13 protein-coding genes are annotated in these 15,003 nt (G+C 38.5%); 2 read left to right on the top strand and 11 right to left on the bottom strand.

The annotated features are described in order from the left end of the window. Window position 1 precedes the first annotated feature (1 nt). The 5 genes from ubiE to udp all read right to left on the bottom strand — a co-directional run bounded on the left by ubiE (window position 2) and on the right by udp (window position 4,580). The gene (ubiE, locus tag GWJ05_RS09760; protein WP_006535554.1) at window positions 2-757 is read right to left on the bottom strand and encodes a bifunctional demethylmenaquinone methyltransferase/2-methoxy-6-polyprenyl-1,4-benzoquinol methylase UbiE; all 756 of its coding nucleotides are present in this window, start codon (window positions 755-757) and stop codon (window positions 2-4) included. Window positions 758-840: 83 nt separating this feature from the next. Beyond that, window positions 841-2,181 (bottom strand): DNA recombination protein RmuC, encoded by a 1,341-nt coding sequence (gene rmuC, locus GWJ05_RS09755; RefSeq protein ID WP_087803815.1) that lies wholly within the window; start codon window positions 2,179-2,181, stop codon window positions 841-843. A gap of 102 nt (window positions 2,182-2,283) precedes the next feature. Beyond that, window positions 2,284-2,814, bottom strand: a complete 531-nt coding sequence (locus tag GWJ05_RS09750) for a DedA family protein (RefSeq protein WP_036939678.1) — start codon at window positions 2,812-2,814, stop codon at window positions 2,284-2,286. Window positions 2,815-2,885: 71 nt separating this feature from the next. After that, window positions 2,886-3,668, bottom strand: coding sequence for a tyrosine-protein phosphatase (locus GWJ05_RS09745; RefSeq protein ID WP_036939682.1), 783 nt, complete (start codon window positions 3,666-3,668; stop codon window positions 2,886-2,888). A 153-nt stretch (window positions 3,669-3,821) separates the two neighbouring features. Beyond that, window positions 3,822-4,580, bottom strand: coding sequence for a uridine phosphorylase (udp, locus tag GWJ05_RS09740; RefSeq protein WP_023583501.1), 759 nt, complete (start codon window positions 4,578-4,580; stop codon window positions 3,822-3,824). A 458-nt stretch (window positions 4,581-5,038) separates the two neighbouring features. Here udp and GWJ05_RS09735 point away from each other — a divergent pair, with 458 nt between their 5' ends. Then, window positions 5,039-5,431 (top strand): YidB family protein, encoded by a 393-nt coding sequence (locus GWJ05_RS09735; protein WP_161681387.1) that lies wholly within the window; start codon window positions 5,039-5,041, stop codon window positions 5,429-5,431. Between the two features lie 75 nt (window positions 5,432-5,506). Here GWJ05_RS09735 and GWJ05_RS09730 read toward each other — a convergent pair whose 3' ends face one another. Together GWJ05_RS09730 and metE are read right to left on the bottom strand one after the other, a co-directional pair. After that, complete coding sequence (locus tag GWJ05_RS09730) at window positions 5,507-6,334, bottom strand: hypothetical protein (RefSeq protein WP_036939688.1); 828 nt, start codon at window positions 6,332-6,334, stop codon at window positions 5,507-5,509. A gap of 171 nt (window positions 6,335-6,505) precedes the next feature. Then, the gene (metE, locus tag GWJ05_RS09725) at window positions 6,506-8,779 is read right to left on the bottom strand and encodes a 5-methyltetrahydropteroyltriglutamate--homocysteine S-methyltransferase (RefSeq protein WP_036939690.1); all 2,274 of its coding nucleotides are present in this window, start codon (window positions 8,777-8,779) and stop codon (window positions 6,506-6,508) included. Window positions 8,780-8,885: 106 nt separating this feature from the next. Here metE and metR point away from each other — a divergent pair, with 106 nt between their 5' ends. Beyond that, window positions 8,886-9,839 (top strand): HTH-type transcriptional regulator MetR, encoded by a 954-nt coding sequence (metR, locus tag GWJ05_RS09720; RefSeq protein ID WP_036939693.1) that lies wholly within the window; start codon window positions 8,886-8,888, stop codon window positions 9,837-9,839. Here metR and GWJ05_RS09715 read toward each other — a convergent pair. The 4 genes from GWJ05_RS09715 to GWJ05_RS09700 form a co-directional block, all read right to left on the bottom strand. Next, entirely contained in the window at window positions 9,754-10,626 is an 873-nt protein-coding gene (locus GWJ05_RS09715; protein WP_036939696.1) for a carboxylate/amino acid/amine transporter, read from the bottom strand. The two genes, metR and GWJ05_RS09715, sit on opposite strands and share 86 nt — an antisense overlap. Before the next feature lie 2 nt (window positions 10,627-10,628). Beyond that, window positions 10,629-12,278 (bottom strand): Na+/H+ antiporter, encoded by a 1,650-nt coding sequence (locus GWJ05_RS09710; protein ID WP_036939699.1) that lies wholly within the window; start codon window positions 12,276-12,278, stop codon window positions 10,629-10,631. Window positions 12,279-12,670: 392 nt separating this feature from the next. Continuing rightward, window positions 12,671-13,174: a GNAT family N-acetyltransferase gene (locus GWJ05_RS09705; RefSeq protein ID WP_036939701.1), complete on the bottom strand. Its 504-nt coding sequence runs from the start codon at window positions 13,172-13,174 to the stop codon at window positions 12,671-12,673. A 127-nt stretch (window positions 13,175-13,301) separates the two neighbouring features. After that, window positions 13,302-14,648: an NCS2 family permease gene (locus tag GWJ05_RS09700; RefSeq protein WP_036939704.1), complete on the bottom strand. Its 1,347-nt coding sequence runs from the start codon at window positions 14,646-14,648 to the stop codon at window positions 13,302-13,304. Window positions 14,649-15,003: the final 355 nt, after the last annotated feature.

Below are 15,003 nucleotides of genomic sequence, written 5' to 3'. Positions count from 1 at the left end.
CTCAGAATTTAAATCCTTTATGTAGGGCAACTATACCGCCAGTCATATTGGTATAGGTTACTTGGTCAAATCCGGCTTCTTCCATCATACCTTTTAAGGTTTCTTGGTCTGGATGCATACGAATTGACTCCGTTAAATAACGGTAACTTTCAGCATCATTCACAATGACTTGACCAATTTTGGGTAAGATATGGAAAGAATAAGCATCATAAATCTTGCTTAAAGGCTCCAAAACAGGTTTAGAGAATTCAAGCACCAATAGACGTCCACCTGGCTTTAATACACGAAACATTGAACGTAAAGCTTTTGCTTTATCGGTCACATTACGTAAACCAAAGGAGATAGTAATGCAATCAAAATGGTTGTCAGGGAAAGGTAACTCTTCAGCATTCGCCTGTACATAGTTAACATTACCCACAATACCGTGATCACGTAGCTTTTCACGTCCCATTTTCAGCATTGAATCATTGATATCGGCTAAAACAACTTCCCCATTCTCGCCCACTAAACGAGAAAATTTAGCTGTTAAATCTCCAGTGCCTCCTGCAAGATCAAGAACACGTTGGTTACGTCTTACACCACTAGCTTCAATGGTATAACGTTTCCAGATACGATGAACGCCGAAAGACATCAAGTCATTCATTAAATCATATTTAGACGCGACAGAGTGAAAAACCCTTGCAACCATGGTTTGTTTATCATCTTTGTCAACGGTTTGGAAACCAAAATCTGTTGTTTCCTTAGTTTGTTGAGTCATATTATTTGCCCGCTAATTAATCAAAATTTAGTAAATTCAGTACTGGTCTTATTTAAGAAATCTTTATCTCTTTATTTTTCCAATCAATCAGATGCTGATTTTTCAATGAGATCATTATCAATCGTTTTTTTTATCTCAACCCCTAAGGATTTAAAGCCTTCCGCTTGACTGATAAGATTTCCGCGACCTTCAGACAGTTTTTTCATCGCCAATAGATAGCCAGACTGCGCTTTTTGAATACTGTTTCCTAGCCCTTGCATATCATCAACGAAAAGTCTTAATTTGTCATACATTTTAGCCGCTCTGTCTGCAATTTCTTGCGCATTTTGGCTTTGGTATTCATATCGCCACAATGCGGCTATTGTACGCAAAGCAACGAGTAAAGTAGATGGCCCAACTAACATTATATTGTTTTTTAATGCTTCTTCTAACAAGTCAGGAGAATGACCAATAGCAACAAGATAAGCCGGCTCTATAGGGATAAACATTAAAACATAATCTAAAGACGTGACACCCGGTAGCTTATGATAATCTTTTACACTCAATCCTTTAATATGCGTTCTAATTGAGTTCACATGAGCATAAAGCGCTTGCTTACGTTCGTTTTCATCATGACTACTAAAATACTTTTCATATGCCACTAGCGACATTTTAGCGTCGATAATAACATCCCTACCATGAGGGAGATGCACTATGACATCAGGTTGATAACGACCACCATTTTCATGGCGAATGTTTACCTGGGTTTCAAATTCATGACCTTCACGTAATCCTGAAGATTCTAATATACGCGCTAATACTGTTTCACCCCAGTTACCTTGGACTTTATTGTCCCCTTTTAAGGCATTTGTTAAGTTAACTGCTTCTTGCGCCATTTTTACATTTAATTGTTGAAGCTGACGGATCTCATGAACTAAGGTATGTCTCTCACGGGCTTCTTGCCCAAACCCCTCTTGAACCTGGCGTCGAAAACTTTCCAATTGTTCACGAAAAGGTGACAGTAAATGCGTTAACCCTTGCCGATTTAACTCTTCTGCTTTACGCCCACTTTGTTCAAAAATACGATGAGCTAAGTTCTCAAACTGCGTTGCAAGCCGTTGCTCACTATTAATTAATAACCGTTGTTTTTCTTCTGCAGATATTCGGCTTTCTTCCCAACGCGTTGTCACTTCTCTTAATTCAGCTTCTTGTGAAGTAATAATTTCTCGCTGAGCACGTAACTCTTGTTCAAGTTGCTCTATATGCTTTTGTAAAGAAGGGATAATCACCGTTTTTTCTTGGGCGACAGCAAGCTGTGTGTGATTTTCACGTAGCATGGCTTCTTTATCGGATAAACGTTGTTGAATAGACCACCAAACTAGCCCTCCCCCAACAAGCACACCGCCTAATAAGCCAATGATCCCATATAACAACTGAATATCCACTAAAGTGACCTTTTTAATTTCCAGCGGGCTACGTTAAAACGCATAGGTAATATTGTCTAGCAACAATTTACCTCATGACTTGATTTGCGATAAAGGACGCAATTATCCGATCCATTTCGCAAGCCATTGCAAACCAAAAGCACCGGGCGCTAAAATCCCAAATGCCCAAATCATGGCTGATGTTAAATTCGCAATTTGAAAATAACGTTGTGGCATAGCACAGATACCTGCAACTAATGGTACGATTGCACGAAAAGGTCCAAAAAATCGCCCAATAAATACGCCCCAAATTCCCCAACGATTAAAGAATTGATGACCTCTAACAAGCGTTTGTGGTGAGCGCGAAATCGGCCATAAGTTTCTCACGCCATCTTTGTAATGAAATCCGACCCAGTAGGATACCCAATCACCAAAGAACGCACCTAACGCCGCAGCAAGCCAAATAGGCCAGAAAAATAAACCGCTTTCACCTATCAAGGCCCCTAATCCCAATAAAATAACAGTTGCCGGGATCAACAAAGAGATAAAAGCGAGTGATTCACCAAAAGCAAGAAAGAACACGATCGGGATAGCCCAGATTTCATGCTGTTTTACAAAGAGCGTGATGGTATGAATAATGTCTTGTACTGTCAAAATAGAGACCTTAGATTCGATTAACTTAAGTAAAATAAAACGTTCTTATTAACCGAATATAAATCACTTCATTATTCAAGAAAATAACTTTGTAAGGCATCTCGGCTAGATGCATCTAGACCAATATCTTTCTCTAGCCAAATATCCACATTACCGTAATTCTCATTAATACTAGCTAATGCCGTTTGCAGGAACTCTTCTTGTACTGAATACACATAAGCAAATTTGTCTACAATATTATCACTCATTGTTTTGGCATGTTCTTCTAAAAGATAAGCACGATAAGGCGCTAATGTTTCATTAGTAAGTAGGTAATCTTCCATCACCATATCTAAAGATGCACCTAATGCAAATAATACTAAAGCAGAACCAACACCAGTTCTGTCTTTACCTACTGCGCAGTGTTGTACTATTCCCCCTTTTTCAGGTTGCTTTAGTAATGTTGCCAATTGTTTATAAGCGGGGTTATTGATAGGCAATAACTTATATAACTGAAACATAAATGCTTTAGCATCAAATTGTTCTAGTATTTCAGGTGTCAGCTTTTCAAGATTAGCGGAAACCTCTTTTGATAATGGATTTGCAGGAGCGTGATAATATTGTGCACCTTCCCAGACTCTGTCTGGTTTATCAACGATTTCGCCACTATCGCGATAATCAATGATTTGAAAAAGATGTCTATCGATGAGAAGAGACTGATCCGTATGGGTTAGCCTATCCAGTGAGCCAGAACGAAAAAGCCTGCCGGGTTTAATAACACCACCGTTACTCAGTTTTTTCCCACCTAAATCACGAAAATTAATCCCGCCGACTAAAGGCAACACCGAAGGATGTGTTTGTAAGATATCAGTCATAACGCCTCTTCTCATTATTATGTTATTCAGTTCTTAAAGAACCTTAACAGAAATCATCTTCTGTTGTCATGTCATATTAACGTGATGAATTACCATACAAAAAAAGCCCTTAATACTTTTGTATTAAGGGCTTTTGTTTTCAATTGAAAACACTTATTTCATTAAAATTCGAGCAGCTTCAATAACGATACCAAGTGCATTGTTTTCTGTTTTCTTCAGTAATTCTGCATCTGGAATTTCTTGCTGAGTACGATTTACGATAACACCCGCAACCATACCTGCACGTAAACCTTGGCTTGCACACATTGTTAGTAATGTTGCAGATTCCATTTCATAGTTCATTACGCCCATTTCTTGCCACTCTTTCATCGAGCCTTTGAAACGGCGAACAACACGACCAGTATATGTATCGTAACGTTCTTGTCCTGGATAGAAGGTATCAGAAGACGCTGTTACACCTACGTGTACAGTTGAGCCATTGTCTTTAGCAGCTTTGTACAGTGCATTCATACATTCAAAGTCAGAAACAGCAGGGAATTCCATTGGTGCAAAGTGTAAACTTGCCCCATCTAAACGAACTGCTGCCGTAGTCACAAGGATATCACCTACATTGATATGTTCTTGAATTGCGCCTGTTGTACCGATACGTAAAAAAGTACGAATACCTAATTGCGCTAATTCTTCAACTGCAATAGAAGTCGATGGGCCACCAATACCTGTTGAGCAAACAATAACCGCTTTGCCATCAATTTCACCACGCCATGACGTGTATTCACGTAAAGAAGCCAGATGAACTGGGTTATCCATTAATTTTGCAATTTTTTCAACACGCTTAGGATCACCTGGAACAATTGCTAAAGTGGCACCCTGTAGGTCATTTTTGGTTAAACCTAAGTGAAATACATCAGACATATCGGACTCCTCAATGGGAAAAAACCAATGATCATTAAATTAAGACTTACTTTATCAGCTTTGCAAAGCTTTTTAGTGACCAATATCACCTACAACAAGCTAAACAAAGTAACAATTTCATAAAATTGTGATTATTATCACGAAAAATGATATTCGAAATCCATTTTCAGCAAATACATTATCAATATTTGCTTACTTCAATCATTCACTAAAATAAATATTTCACTTATTGAGTATAGACGAGGCAAATACCTCGATGCACAGATCCTCTAAATAATTCAAGTTGCAACTGAGCGACAAATGAACGAATCGCTAGGAGCATACAATAGTACGTGACTAGTGCAAGTGAGTGTAGTCAATAACGCTACGGCTTGATGTATGATAAGTATAACGCGTACACTACCCGCCCTTAAAATATAAACACCTAATGTGACAAACATATCGTCACTGGAGTAAACATGAGCTTATTTAACCAAATTGCGAGCCTACTAGGTGGCGAAAAAATCAATCAATATAAAACTGTCCTTGAGTGGATTGGATCTCAAGGTGGTATTGAAGGCTTAGTAAAGCAATTTGATACAGCGGGTTTAAGTGAGCTTATTCAATCTTGGATAAGTACCAATACAAATTTACCTATCAGTGCTGAACAAATCGTAGCGGTTTTTCCATCCCCAGTGATTAATGAACTTGCTACAAAAATTAACTTAAGTGCAAGTGAAGCCTCTGAAATGGCAGCTCAATATTTACCTAAATTAATTGATAAAGTCACACCGGATGGAGTAGTACCTAAAGATTTAGATTTAGTCAGTGCAGGAATGGATATTTTAAAAGCGAAGATTTTTGGTAGTTAAATAGCCCTTTTTTAATACGTTTTCTCTTATGAGATGTAAGAGAAAACGTGTCATGTTCTTAATAATCAAAATTGATTACAACAAACCTTCTTTAATTAATGCTTCATGAAAATGTTGCTTCTCTTCAGGCGTTGCCTGAATTCGCGCTAAAGGTACGTCCAAAGCATAAGGGATATTCTGTTGCGGCGCGTAAACCGCTAATACATACGTATTTCCATTTTGCTCAATAACAATAGGCGGTGTTTTCTTATTTCCTGAGTAAGCAATGCGGATCTCTTTACCTTCCAAATTAATATAATAAGTCGCAATAAATTGCTTATTACTCACCACCATTTTGGCTGGGATCGCTATTAATTTTAGAGGCTGAGTGCCTACCGATAATAATGCTTTTCTTACTTTGCTCATCAATATTTGACGATAAATAAAAAAGATCACACTAAAACCAAATAACCCAATAAAAATAACCGTACTAATTAAGCGAAGCCAAATATTATCTATTGCAACATCAACAGTCATTTTGCTGAGATCATTTGCATCAGCAACCGGTTCAACAAGCACATCCTTTGAGCCTAAGTCTAAAAAGGTAAAATTACGTGAAACTTCATTGCCGTTATAATGCAAATCAACACTACAGTTAGTTAAAACGAAGAGTTGAGATCGACAAGAGCCTTCAACAGTAGCATCAACAGGAACTGCATTCTCACTGATTTTATAATCATAAAGAATATTAGGAATTTGATAAGCACTAAATACGGTCAATACTAACATTACAATAACTAAGAATAAGGTGCGAAATAGTCCACCATCTCCTCTTAGTGGAACCAATTTTAAAGGTCGAGTTGGAAAAGCATCTAATACTTTATCCGAGAGTGTAATGCTATTTTGCACAATCATTATATCCATAAAATTAGAGAGTTTTCGCAGTATAGCAATTCTTAAGAATATCAATAATAAGATTTGCTCTGAGTTTTTATTAACACGCTAATTTTATATAAGCCTGCCCTTTTGAATAAATGACTTTTTATTAAAGTTATCTTTCAAAAAAAGCAGGCTAATAAGCTATTAACTATTTTATTATACGTTCTGACGTAAATATTTAGCCGCTTCAACCATGTTCGCTAATGCTGCTCGTGTTTCGGCCCAGCCTCGTGTTTTTAATCCACAATCTGGGTTCACCCATAAACGCTCTGCTGGAATACGCGATTGTGCTTTTCTTAATAATCCCACAATCCATTCCACATTTGGCACGTTAGGTGAGTGAATATCATAAACACCTGGTCCAATTTCATTTGGGTAATCAAAGTGTTCAAAGGCTTCTAAAAGCTCCATATCTGAACGTGATGTTTCGATAGTAATCACATCCGCATCCAGTGCAGCAATAGAATCCATGATGTCGTTAAACTCGCAATAACACATATGCGTGTGAATTTGTGTTTCATCATCAGCAACAGCAGCACTTAATTTAAAGGCATCAACTGCCCAATCAAGATAAGTTTGCCACTCATTACGACGCAGTGGTAATCCTTCACGTAAGGCTGGCTCATCAATTTGAATAATACCAATACCCGCTTTTTGTAAATCATCTACTTCATCACGCAGTGCTAACGCGATTTGTTTTGCGATGGTTTCACGAGTAACATCTTCTCGAGGGAACGACCAACATAATATTGTCACTGGCCCTGTTAACATGCCTTTGACTGGCTTTTCAGTTAATGATTGTGCGTAAGTTGCCCAATCCACGGTAATGGCTTCAGGGCGACTAATATCACCAATAATCACGGGCGGTTTTACACAACGTGAACCATAACTTTGTACCCAACCATTTTGTGTAAAGACATAACCATCAAAATGCTCACCAAAATATTCCACCATGTCATTACGTTCAGCTTCACCATGAACCAATACATCAAGACCAAGTTTTTCTTGTTCTGAGATAGCTTGCTTAATATGTTCACTGATATTTGTGCGATAAGCTACCGTATCGATACGCCCTTTCTTAAAATCTAAACGAACAGTACGAATTTCTGTTGTTTGTGGGAATGAGCCAATCGTGGTAGTTGGCCATAATGGCAGATTAAATCGAGCTCGTTGTACTTTTGCGCGTTGGGTATAAGGTGAATTTCTTTCACTGTCTTGCGCTTTAATCGCCTCTAAACGAGCCGCCACTTTGGCATTATGCACGCGTGTAGAATGCTGACGTTGGCGAATTGGAGCACTGTATTGTGCTAATTGATCATCATACTCGCCTTCGGATGCATTTAGTGCCTTAGTCAACAAAGCCACTTCTTCACATTTCTGAACCGCAAAAGCAAACCAGCTTTTGACTTCATCATCAAGTTTCGTCTCTGCATTTAAATCAATAGGACTATGCAGTAATGAACATGAAGTGCCGATCCATAATGGGCGTTTACCTTTTAGCGCGACGACTTGTTGGTAACGTGTACTCAAATCAGCTTTCCAAACATTACGACCATTAATGACACCTAATGACAGCACCCACTCTTTGGGTAATGTTTGATGTAAATATTGCAAATCATCTTGGCCTGCTGAAATATCAACATGAAGCCCATTAACAGGTAAGTCCTTAATAATATCAAGATGATGAGAAATACCATCAAAATAAGTCGTCAGCAATAATTTAACTTGCCCCGTTAATGCTTGATAGGCGGTTTGGTATGCGTTTTGCCATTCAATTGGTAAATCCAATACCAATACAGGCTCATCAATTTGTACCCATTCAATGCCTTTCTCTTTTAATGCAGTAAGAACTTGTTGATAGATAGGTAAAATCTCTTTTAAAAGCGTTAATCTATCAAATTCAGGCCCTTTCACTTTACCTAACCAAAGATACGTCACAGGCCCCAGTAAAACCGGTTTTATTTTATGACCTAACGCTAATGCTTCATCCACTTCTTCTAGCAGCTCTTTCCATGCAAAGGTAAATGATTGACCCTGTTGGAACTCAGGCACGATATAGTGATAGTTGGTATTAAACCATTTCGTCATTTCAGATGCAGCAACAGGCTTACCCGTTGGAGCTCTACCACGTGCAACTCTAAATAATGTATCAAGATCTAATGAGCCATCTTCATTACGGTGACGAGGTGGCACGTTGCCTAACAATAAACTTGTACCTAATACTTGGTCATACCAAGCAAAATCACCAACAGGTAATAATTCAACTCCTGCATCTGCTTGTTGTTGCCAATGGCGAGCTCGAAGTTCTTTACCTACAGCAATCAATTCTTCCTGTGAAATTTTACCTGCCCAATAATTTTCTTGCGCCTTTTTTAGCTCTCTGTCTAAGCCAATACGAGGGAAACCCAGTGTGTGATTGCGAATTGTCATAATTAAAATCCTGTTTTTAGCCGTCTAGATGTTTACACATCCATAATCTACAGGTAGTGTATAAATCACAAGCGCAAATTTTTCATCAACAACCTGAAGGTTTCTCATGATAGAAATAAAACATTTAAAAACAATCTTGGCATTAAAGAACACCGGCTCTCTAGCCAATGCCGCAAATCAACTACATCAAACGCAATCGGCTCTTTCACACCAATTTAGTGAATTAGAACATCGCCTTGGTTATCGAATTTTTGTACGTAAAAGTCAACCACTGCGCTTTACTTCACAAGGAGAGGTACTCGTTAAATTAGCAGAAGAAGTGTTACCTATCGTTCGTCGAGCAATTGAAGCATGTAATGAACCCGGTAGTGTAAATTTGAATATTGCGATTGAATGCCATAGTTGTATCCAATGGTTAACTCCAGCACTACAGCAATATCGCCAAACATGGCCTGAAGTAACGGTCGATTTTCATTCGGGTGTCACGTTTGATCCACAACCTGCATTATTACAGCGAGAATTAGATGTCGTGCTAACATCCGATATCTTAGATGACTCTCGTTTACACTATACTCCGCTGTTTGACTATGAAGTTAAACTGGTTTTGTCGCCTGATCACCCTCTCGCGAATCGATTACATATTCAGCCACAAGATTTAATTGCAGAAACCTTATTTATTTATCCCGTGCAAAGAGAGCGTTTTGATGTATGGCGTCATTTTTTACAACCCGCAGGAATAACACCACAATTTAAACATGTCGATAATACATTGTTGTTAATTCAAATGGTTGCAGCTGGTATGGGGATCGCAGCGCTACCTCATTGGGCGGTTGAAAATTTTGAAAAACAAGGATTAGTAGTAACAAAAACATTAGGTGAGGGATTATGGAGCCGGTTATATGCCGCTAACCGCAGTGGAGAGCAACATCAACCGGCAATTCGTGAATTTATTCGTTTGTCAGGTCAGCACGCCGTTAACAATCTTCCTTTTGTAAAACAGGTCGGCGTATCCAACGTCGATGGATCCACAGTGATGCAACAATCAGGCTCGCGCCTATGATGAAACTTGGCCAATTTGGATGTTGTTGCCAAATAGAGAAATTGACTAATAACCCAGCTGGAACCATCATGTTATTCATAATAGCTAAGGTTCCAGCATCGACTTGTGTAGCACCATAGTTCCACATGAAATAGCCTATTCCAGAAGCGCCGATCCCTAACCAGAGTAAAACCCCCCACTGTAGTGATGTTGTCGGCATTTTCTGCCAATCAGCAAAACACAACGCACCAATCAGTGAAACCACTACTGCACCAAGATAAAACCAAGAAAAGGCATAATGTTGTGGGATAGGATGAACTTCCATTAATCGCTTATAACCCACCTGACCAATAGCAAAGAAAATATTAGCAAGTTGCACTAATAACAGACCATACCAAAAATCATCACTTAAATGGTCATAACGAATAATAGCGGCTCCTAGCACTGCTAATAATGAGCTAAAGACATAGCCCCAACGTAATCTTTGACGTTCTAATAAATCATAAATTAACGTGACATAAAGCGGAGTTAATACTGTAAACAATAAAAATTCTGCAACGGTTAAATAGTTATAAGCATGGAAGACAAACAGATACATAATACCAAGTTGGCAAGCCCCCACACTCATATAGAGTAAAATTACCTTAAAGCGAATTCCCTTCCAACGTAAGAAAGGTAAAAAAACCAAAGCTGCTAAAGAAACACGGATCAAAACAGAAAGCCAACTATCAACCTGACCCGCTAGGTACTCGCCGATCAAGCTAAAAGAGGCTGCCCATAATAGTGTTGTAATAATGAGCAACCACATAATTAACTATCTTTCTCCACTAATAGCGCTTCCATTAAATCCAACTCATGTAGCAATAATTGAAGTGTTTCATTACTAATTTTTCGCGTTGCTCTTAAATGATAAAGCTCACCGCGTTCAGCACGTAATGCGGTTAGGCGAAAACGTCTTTCGAGATCTTCTTCTAACATGTTATGAACCATTTCATCTTGATCCGCGGTTCTACGTCTTAGATAACCCGTTACACGCGAAGCAACTTCATTAATTTCTTCAGCATCTAACTGTTCTTCTGTACTTGCTGCTAAACGCTCTTCCATTTTGTTAAGACTAACAATCGCCACTTCTGCCATCACTTTTCTTGCATAGCGAACTTCATTTTTATCAGCTTCTTTGTCGGTTGTTTTCACACCTTTCAATAGGAAAGGAAGTGAGATAATACCCACTAAAATCGACAGTAAAATAACACCAGCAGCAATAAAGATAATTTGATAACGCCCAGGGAAAGTGCTGCCATCCGTTAAAAAGAGTGGAATAGAAAGCGCACCAGCAAGTGTAATAGCCCCACGCACACCCGCAAATGACGAAAGCCACAGTTCACGTGTCGTATAATTGGCGAAATCAAGTGGGTGCTTTTTCATAAAAATACGGCTCATTTTTTTCATCAGCCATAACCATGTAAAGCGTAAGATAAGCAGTGCAAAATAGATAACAAATACGGCAGCAAACAACATCCACACTTCAACTTCCGGATCAAGATCAGCTTGAATAACAGAGCTTGTCCAAATAATCGGAAGTTGTAAACCCAGCATGATAAAGACAAGGCCGTTAAAGACAAATTCAAGCATTGACCACACGCTGTCAGCACGCAAACGCATTGCAAGTGGCGCATTACGGATAACGCCTGATTTACTAATAGTCATACCCGCAGCAACTGCAGCTAAAATACCTGAAAAACCAATATGTTCTGCGATAAGATAAGAGGCAAAAGGTAGCAGTAACATAAAGACAATTTGTGTTGCAGGATCGTCTCCACTCCAGCGACTCATTAATCGTAAAGATTTACTGTAAAGCAAAGTGACACCAATACCTGCCAGTAACCCCCCTACAGCGACTTTAAAGAATTCTAGCGTCGCGCCTCCAACGGTAAACACCATTGTTCCCATTGCTACAGCAACAGCAAACTTCAAAGCAACCAGGCCTGAAGCATCATTCATTAATGCTTCACCTTCTAAAATACCCATAATGCGTTTAGGTATTCGCCCTTTACCGACAATAGAAGAAAGTGCGACGGCATCGGTTGGTGAAAGTACAGCCGCTAATGCAAACGCAGAAATCAGTGGAATACTCGGCATCATCCAATAAATCAAGTAACCGATACCAACAACAGTCACCATCACTAAAACAAGCACAAGAATAAAAATCTCACGCCCATTTTGGATAAATTCTCGTGTAGGTGTTTTCCAACCATCAACAAACAGCAAAGGAGGGATTAGTAAAACGAGGAAGAGTTCAGGATCAAAAGTGACATGTAAACCAAATTGAGGCCATGCCAATAAAGCCCCTATCACAATCTGTATTAATGGTAACGGAACACGAAAGGGAATTAGTTTAGTAATAACCCCTGAAACTGAAACCACCAGTATTAAAATCAAAATAGTAAAGAATATTTCCATGTTACCCTTACATGCCTATTTTTATCCCAAAATCTGTTATCTTTTCCTTAAAAAAGAAAACCCTACTGAATGATAAAAAAACACACCCTGCAAAAATTTATGCGCCATGTCTTTCTTTACCTTTTCTTATTTTAAACAGATCCCACGCTGACTCATGTGTGATTATTGAAAATTAAGATTAATCGTATCTAACACGACAAATTGCGTTCTTTTCATTACTCTTTATTTATTAACGGCATTAAACGTCAAAAGCATACGTTTTTATTTCTCTTTTTCAGTCTAAGCAATGTAATTGCCCGTATAAAAACGTAAAGCGCTAAGCAATTAAATAAAAAGTGGCAAGTAAATGATGATAACGATTAATTTTAAGCGTCACCACATAGTGCTGATGATTATTCAATAGCTCTTAGCATTGACATCATAACAACATCACAATATTTTCCATCTCTAAATGCCGCTTTACGACGTACACCTTCAACTTCAAAGCCTAATTTTTTATATAAATGTAAGCCTCTTTCATTATCTGAATACACTTCTAATTCTAACCGAGTTGCTGCTAACCAATTGAACGCATAATCAATCGCTGTATTAATAAGTAACTTCCCTACACCTTTACCTGAGTACTCAGCTCCGACACCAATACCAAAACTAACAATATGGCGACGACGAGGATGAGTATCGATAATCAGCGCTAAATGCCCTGCAATTTGCTCATCAACAGTTGCGACAAAATTAGGGATATTTTGTTCTGCAAATTCAAGTAATCTTTTTTTCCACATTGTCACTGAAGGGTAAGGAAATTGGCAAGTACAAATATATAAATCAGGATGAGTATATAACTGTTGAATTGCGATTGCGTCATCTGGTTCGCTATGGCGTATTTTTATTTCTTGCATATATTCTACCAACTATTTAACAAATAGGCTTAATTTCGACAATAGCGAATAAAATTAGATAAATAAATAGCAAAAAGGCGGAATACAAATATATTCCGCCTTTTGTCTTTAAAGCCGATGATTCGAATTAAATTGCCCACTCTCCCGCATAAAATGCCACTAGAGCAATAGTAATTAATACGGTACCAACATTAAGTTTACGCCACTCGCCTGCAAATACTCGACCAATCACTAAACAGCCAAAACCGAGCATAATGCCAGTAACAATGTTACAAGTTAAAACAATAAAGACGGCGCACACCATACCTGACATGGCATCAACAAAATCGCCAAAATCTAACTTAGTGACATTACCTAGCATCAATAAACCCACATACATTAATGCCGGTGCGGTCGCATAAGCGGGCACTAAATAAGAAAGAGGTGATAAGAAAAGGATCAGTAAGAATAAAATACCCACGACAGTCGCAGTTAATCCTGTTTTACCCCCTGCGGCAGTTCCTGCTGCAGACTCAACATAAACCGCAGCAGGTGCAGCACCTATCACACCGGCAAAAATACTACTAACAGAATCCGAGGTAAGTGCTTTTCCGCCATTGATAATTTGTCCGCGTTTGTCTAATAAATTTGCTTGGCCAGCAACGGCACGGATAGTCCCAGTTGCATCAAAAATTGCAGTCATCACTAACGCAAGAACACTCGGTAAAACCAAAGGTTGTAATGCCCCTTTAATATCCATAGCAAACAATAAAGAGAGTCCCTCTTCACCTAATTGAGGCATTTTAAAAATGCCTTGGTATTTTACATTAGGATCAAAAATCAGCCCGATAATAGAAATAGCTACAATCACTAATAGTACGCCACCGGGTACTTTACGTTTTTCTAATCCGAAAATAGCGGCTAATCCTGCAAGTGACATAAGAACAGAAAATGATGTAAATTTTCCCATTGCAACAGGTAAACCATCAAATGGGTTTTTCACAACTAATCCAACACTGTTTGCTGCGATTAAAAGTAAAAACAGTCCTATCCCTATTCCCGCACCATGCGCAATACCTATGGGAATGTTTTTTAAGATCCAAGTACGAATGCCAGTTAATGAGAATACGGTAAATAAACACCCCATTAAAAATACAGCACCTAATGCAACAGGCACAGAGATATTTTGCCCCAAGACCAAGCTAAAAGCCGTAAACGCGGTTAATGAGATGGCACAACCAATTGCCATAGGAAGGTTTGCCCACAATCCCATAAGAAGGGAACCTAAGCCCGCAACTAAACAGGTTGCGATAAAGACCGCAGTATGTGGAAAACCCGCTTGCCCCAACATGCTAGGAACAACAATCACGGAATACACCATAGCAAGAAATGTCGTCAAGCCGGCGATCATCTCTTTACGAACCGTGGTGCCACGTGCTGTAAGTTTAAAATAGCTGTCTAATTTACCTGTGGTTGCTGATTGATTAGCAGACATTACATTCCTCTGACATAAAAACGATTCACTCCCCCCAAAACGAAAACGATTACGTATCAATTAAAATAACCTCTTATAGATAAAAATCTTAAGAGGGAGTCAAAAGCAAACGTTTGTTTTTTTGTGTGGGTTGAGTGAGAGAATTTGACGCAAACGATTATCTGGTGCTTTTAGGGTAAGAATCAAGTGAAAAAATACATTTTTAATAAAAATGTCATAAAAAGACAATTTAAAGTCATAAAAAAGAAAAAGAGGAAAGCAGTTGCCTACTTTCCTCATCATTCTACTTTTGTACAATCGTCCAATATCATTCTTATCTCACAGTAGAAAATTCACTTAATTAATTGTTTTTATT

Source organism: Proteus sp. G2626, assembly GCF_009915985.1.
GTDB classification, from domain to species: domain Bacteria; phylum Pseudomonadota; class Gammaproteobacteria; order Enterobacterales; family Enterobacteriaceae; genus Proteus; species Proteus vulgaris.
The sequence above is the reverse complement of the archived record's forward strand: the minus strand, read 5'-3'. Positions and strand labels throughout refer to the sequence as shown.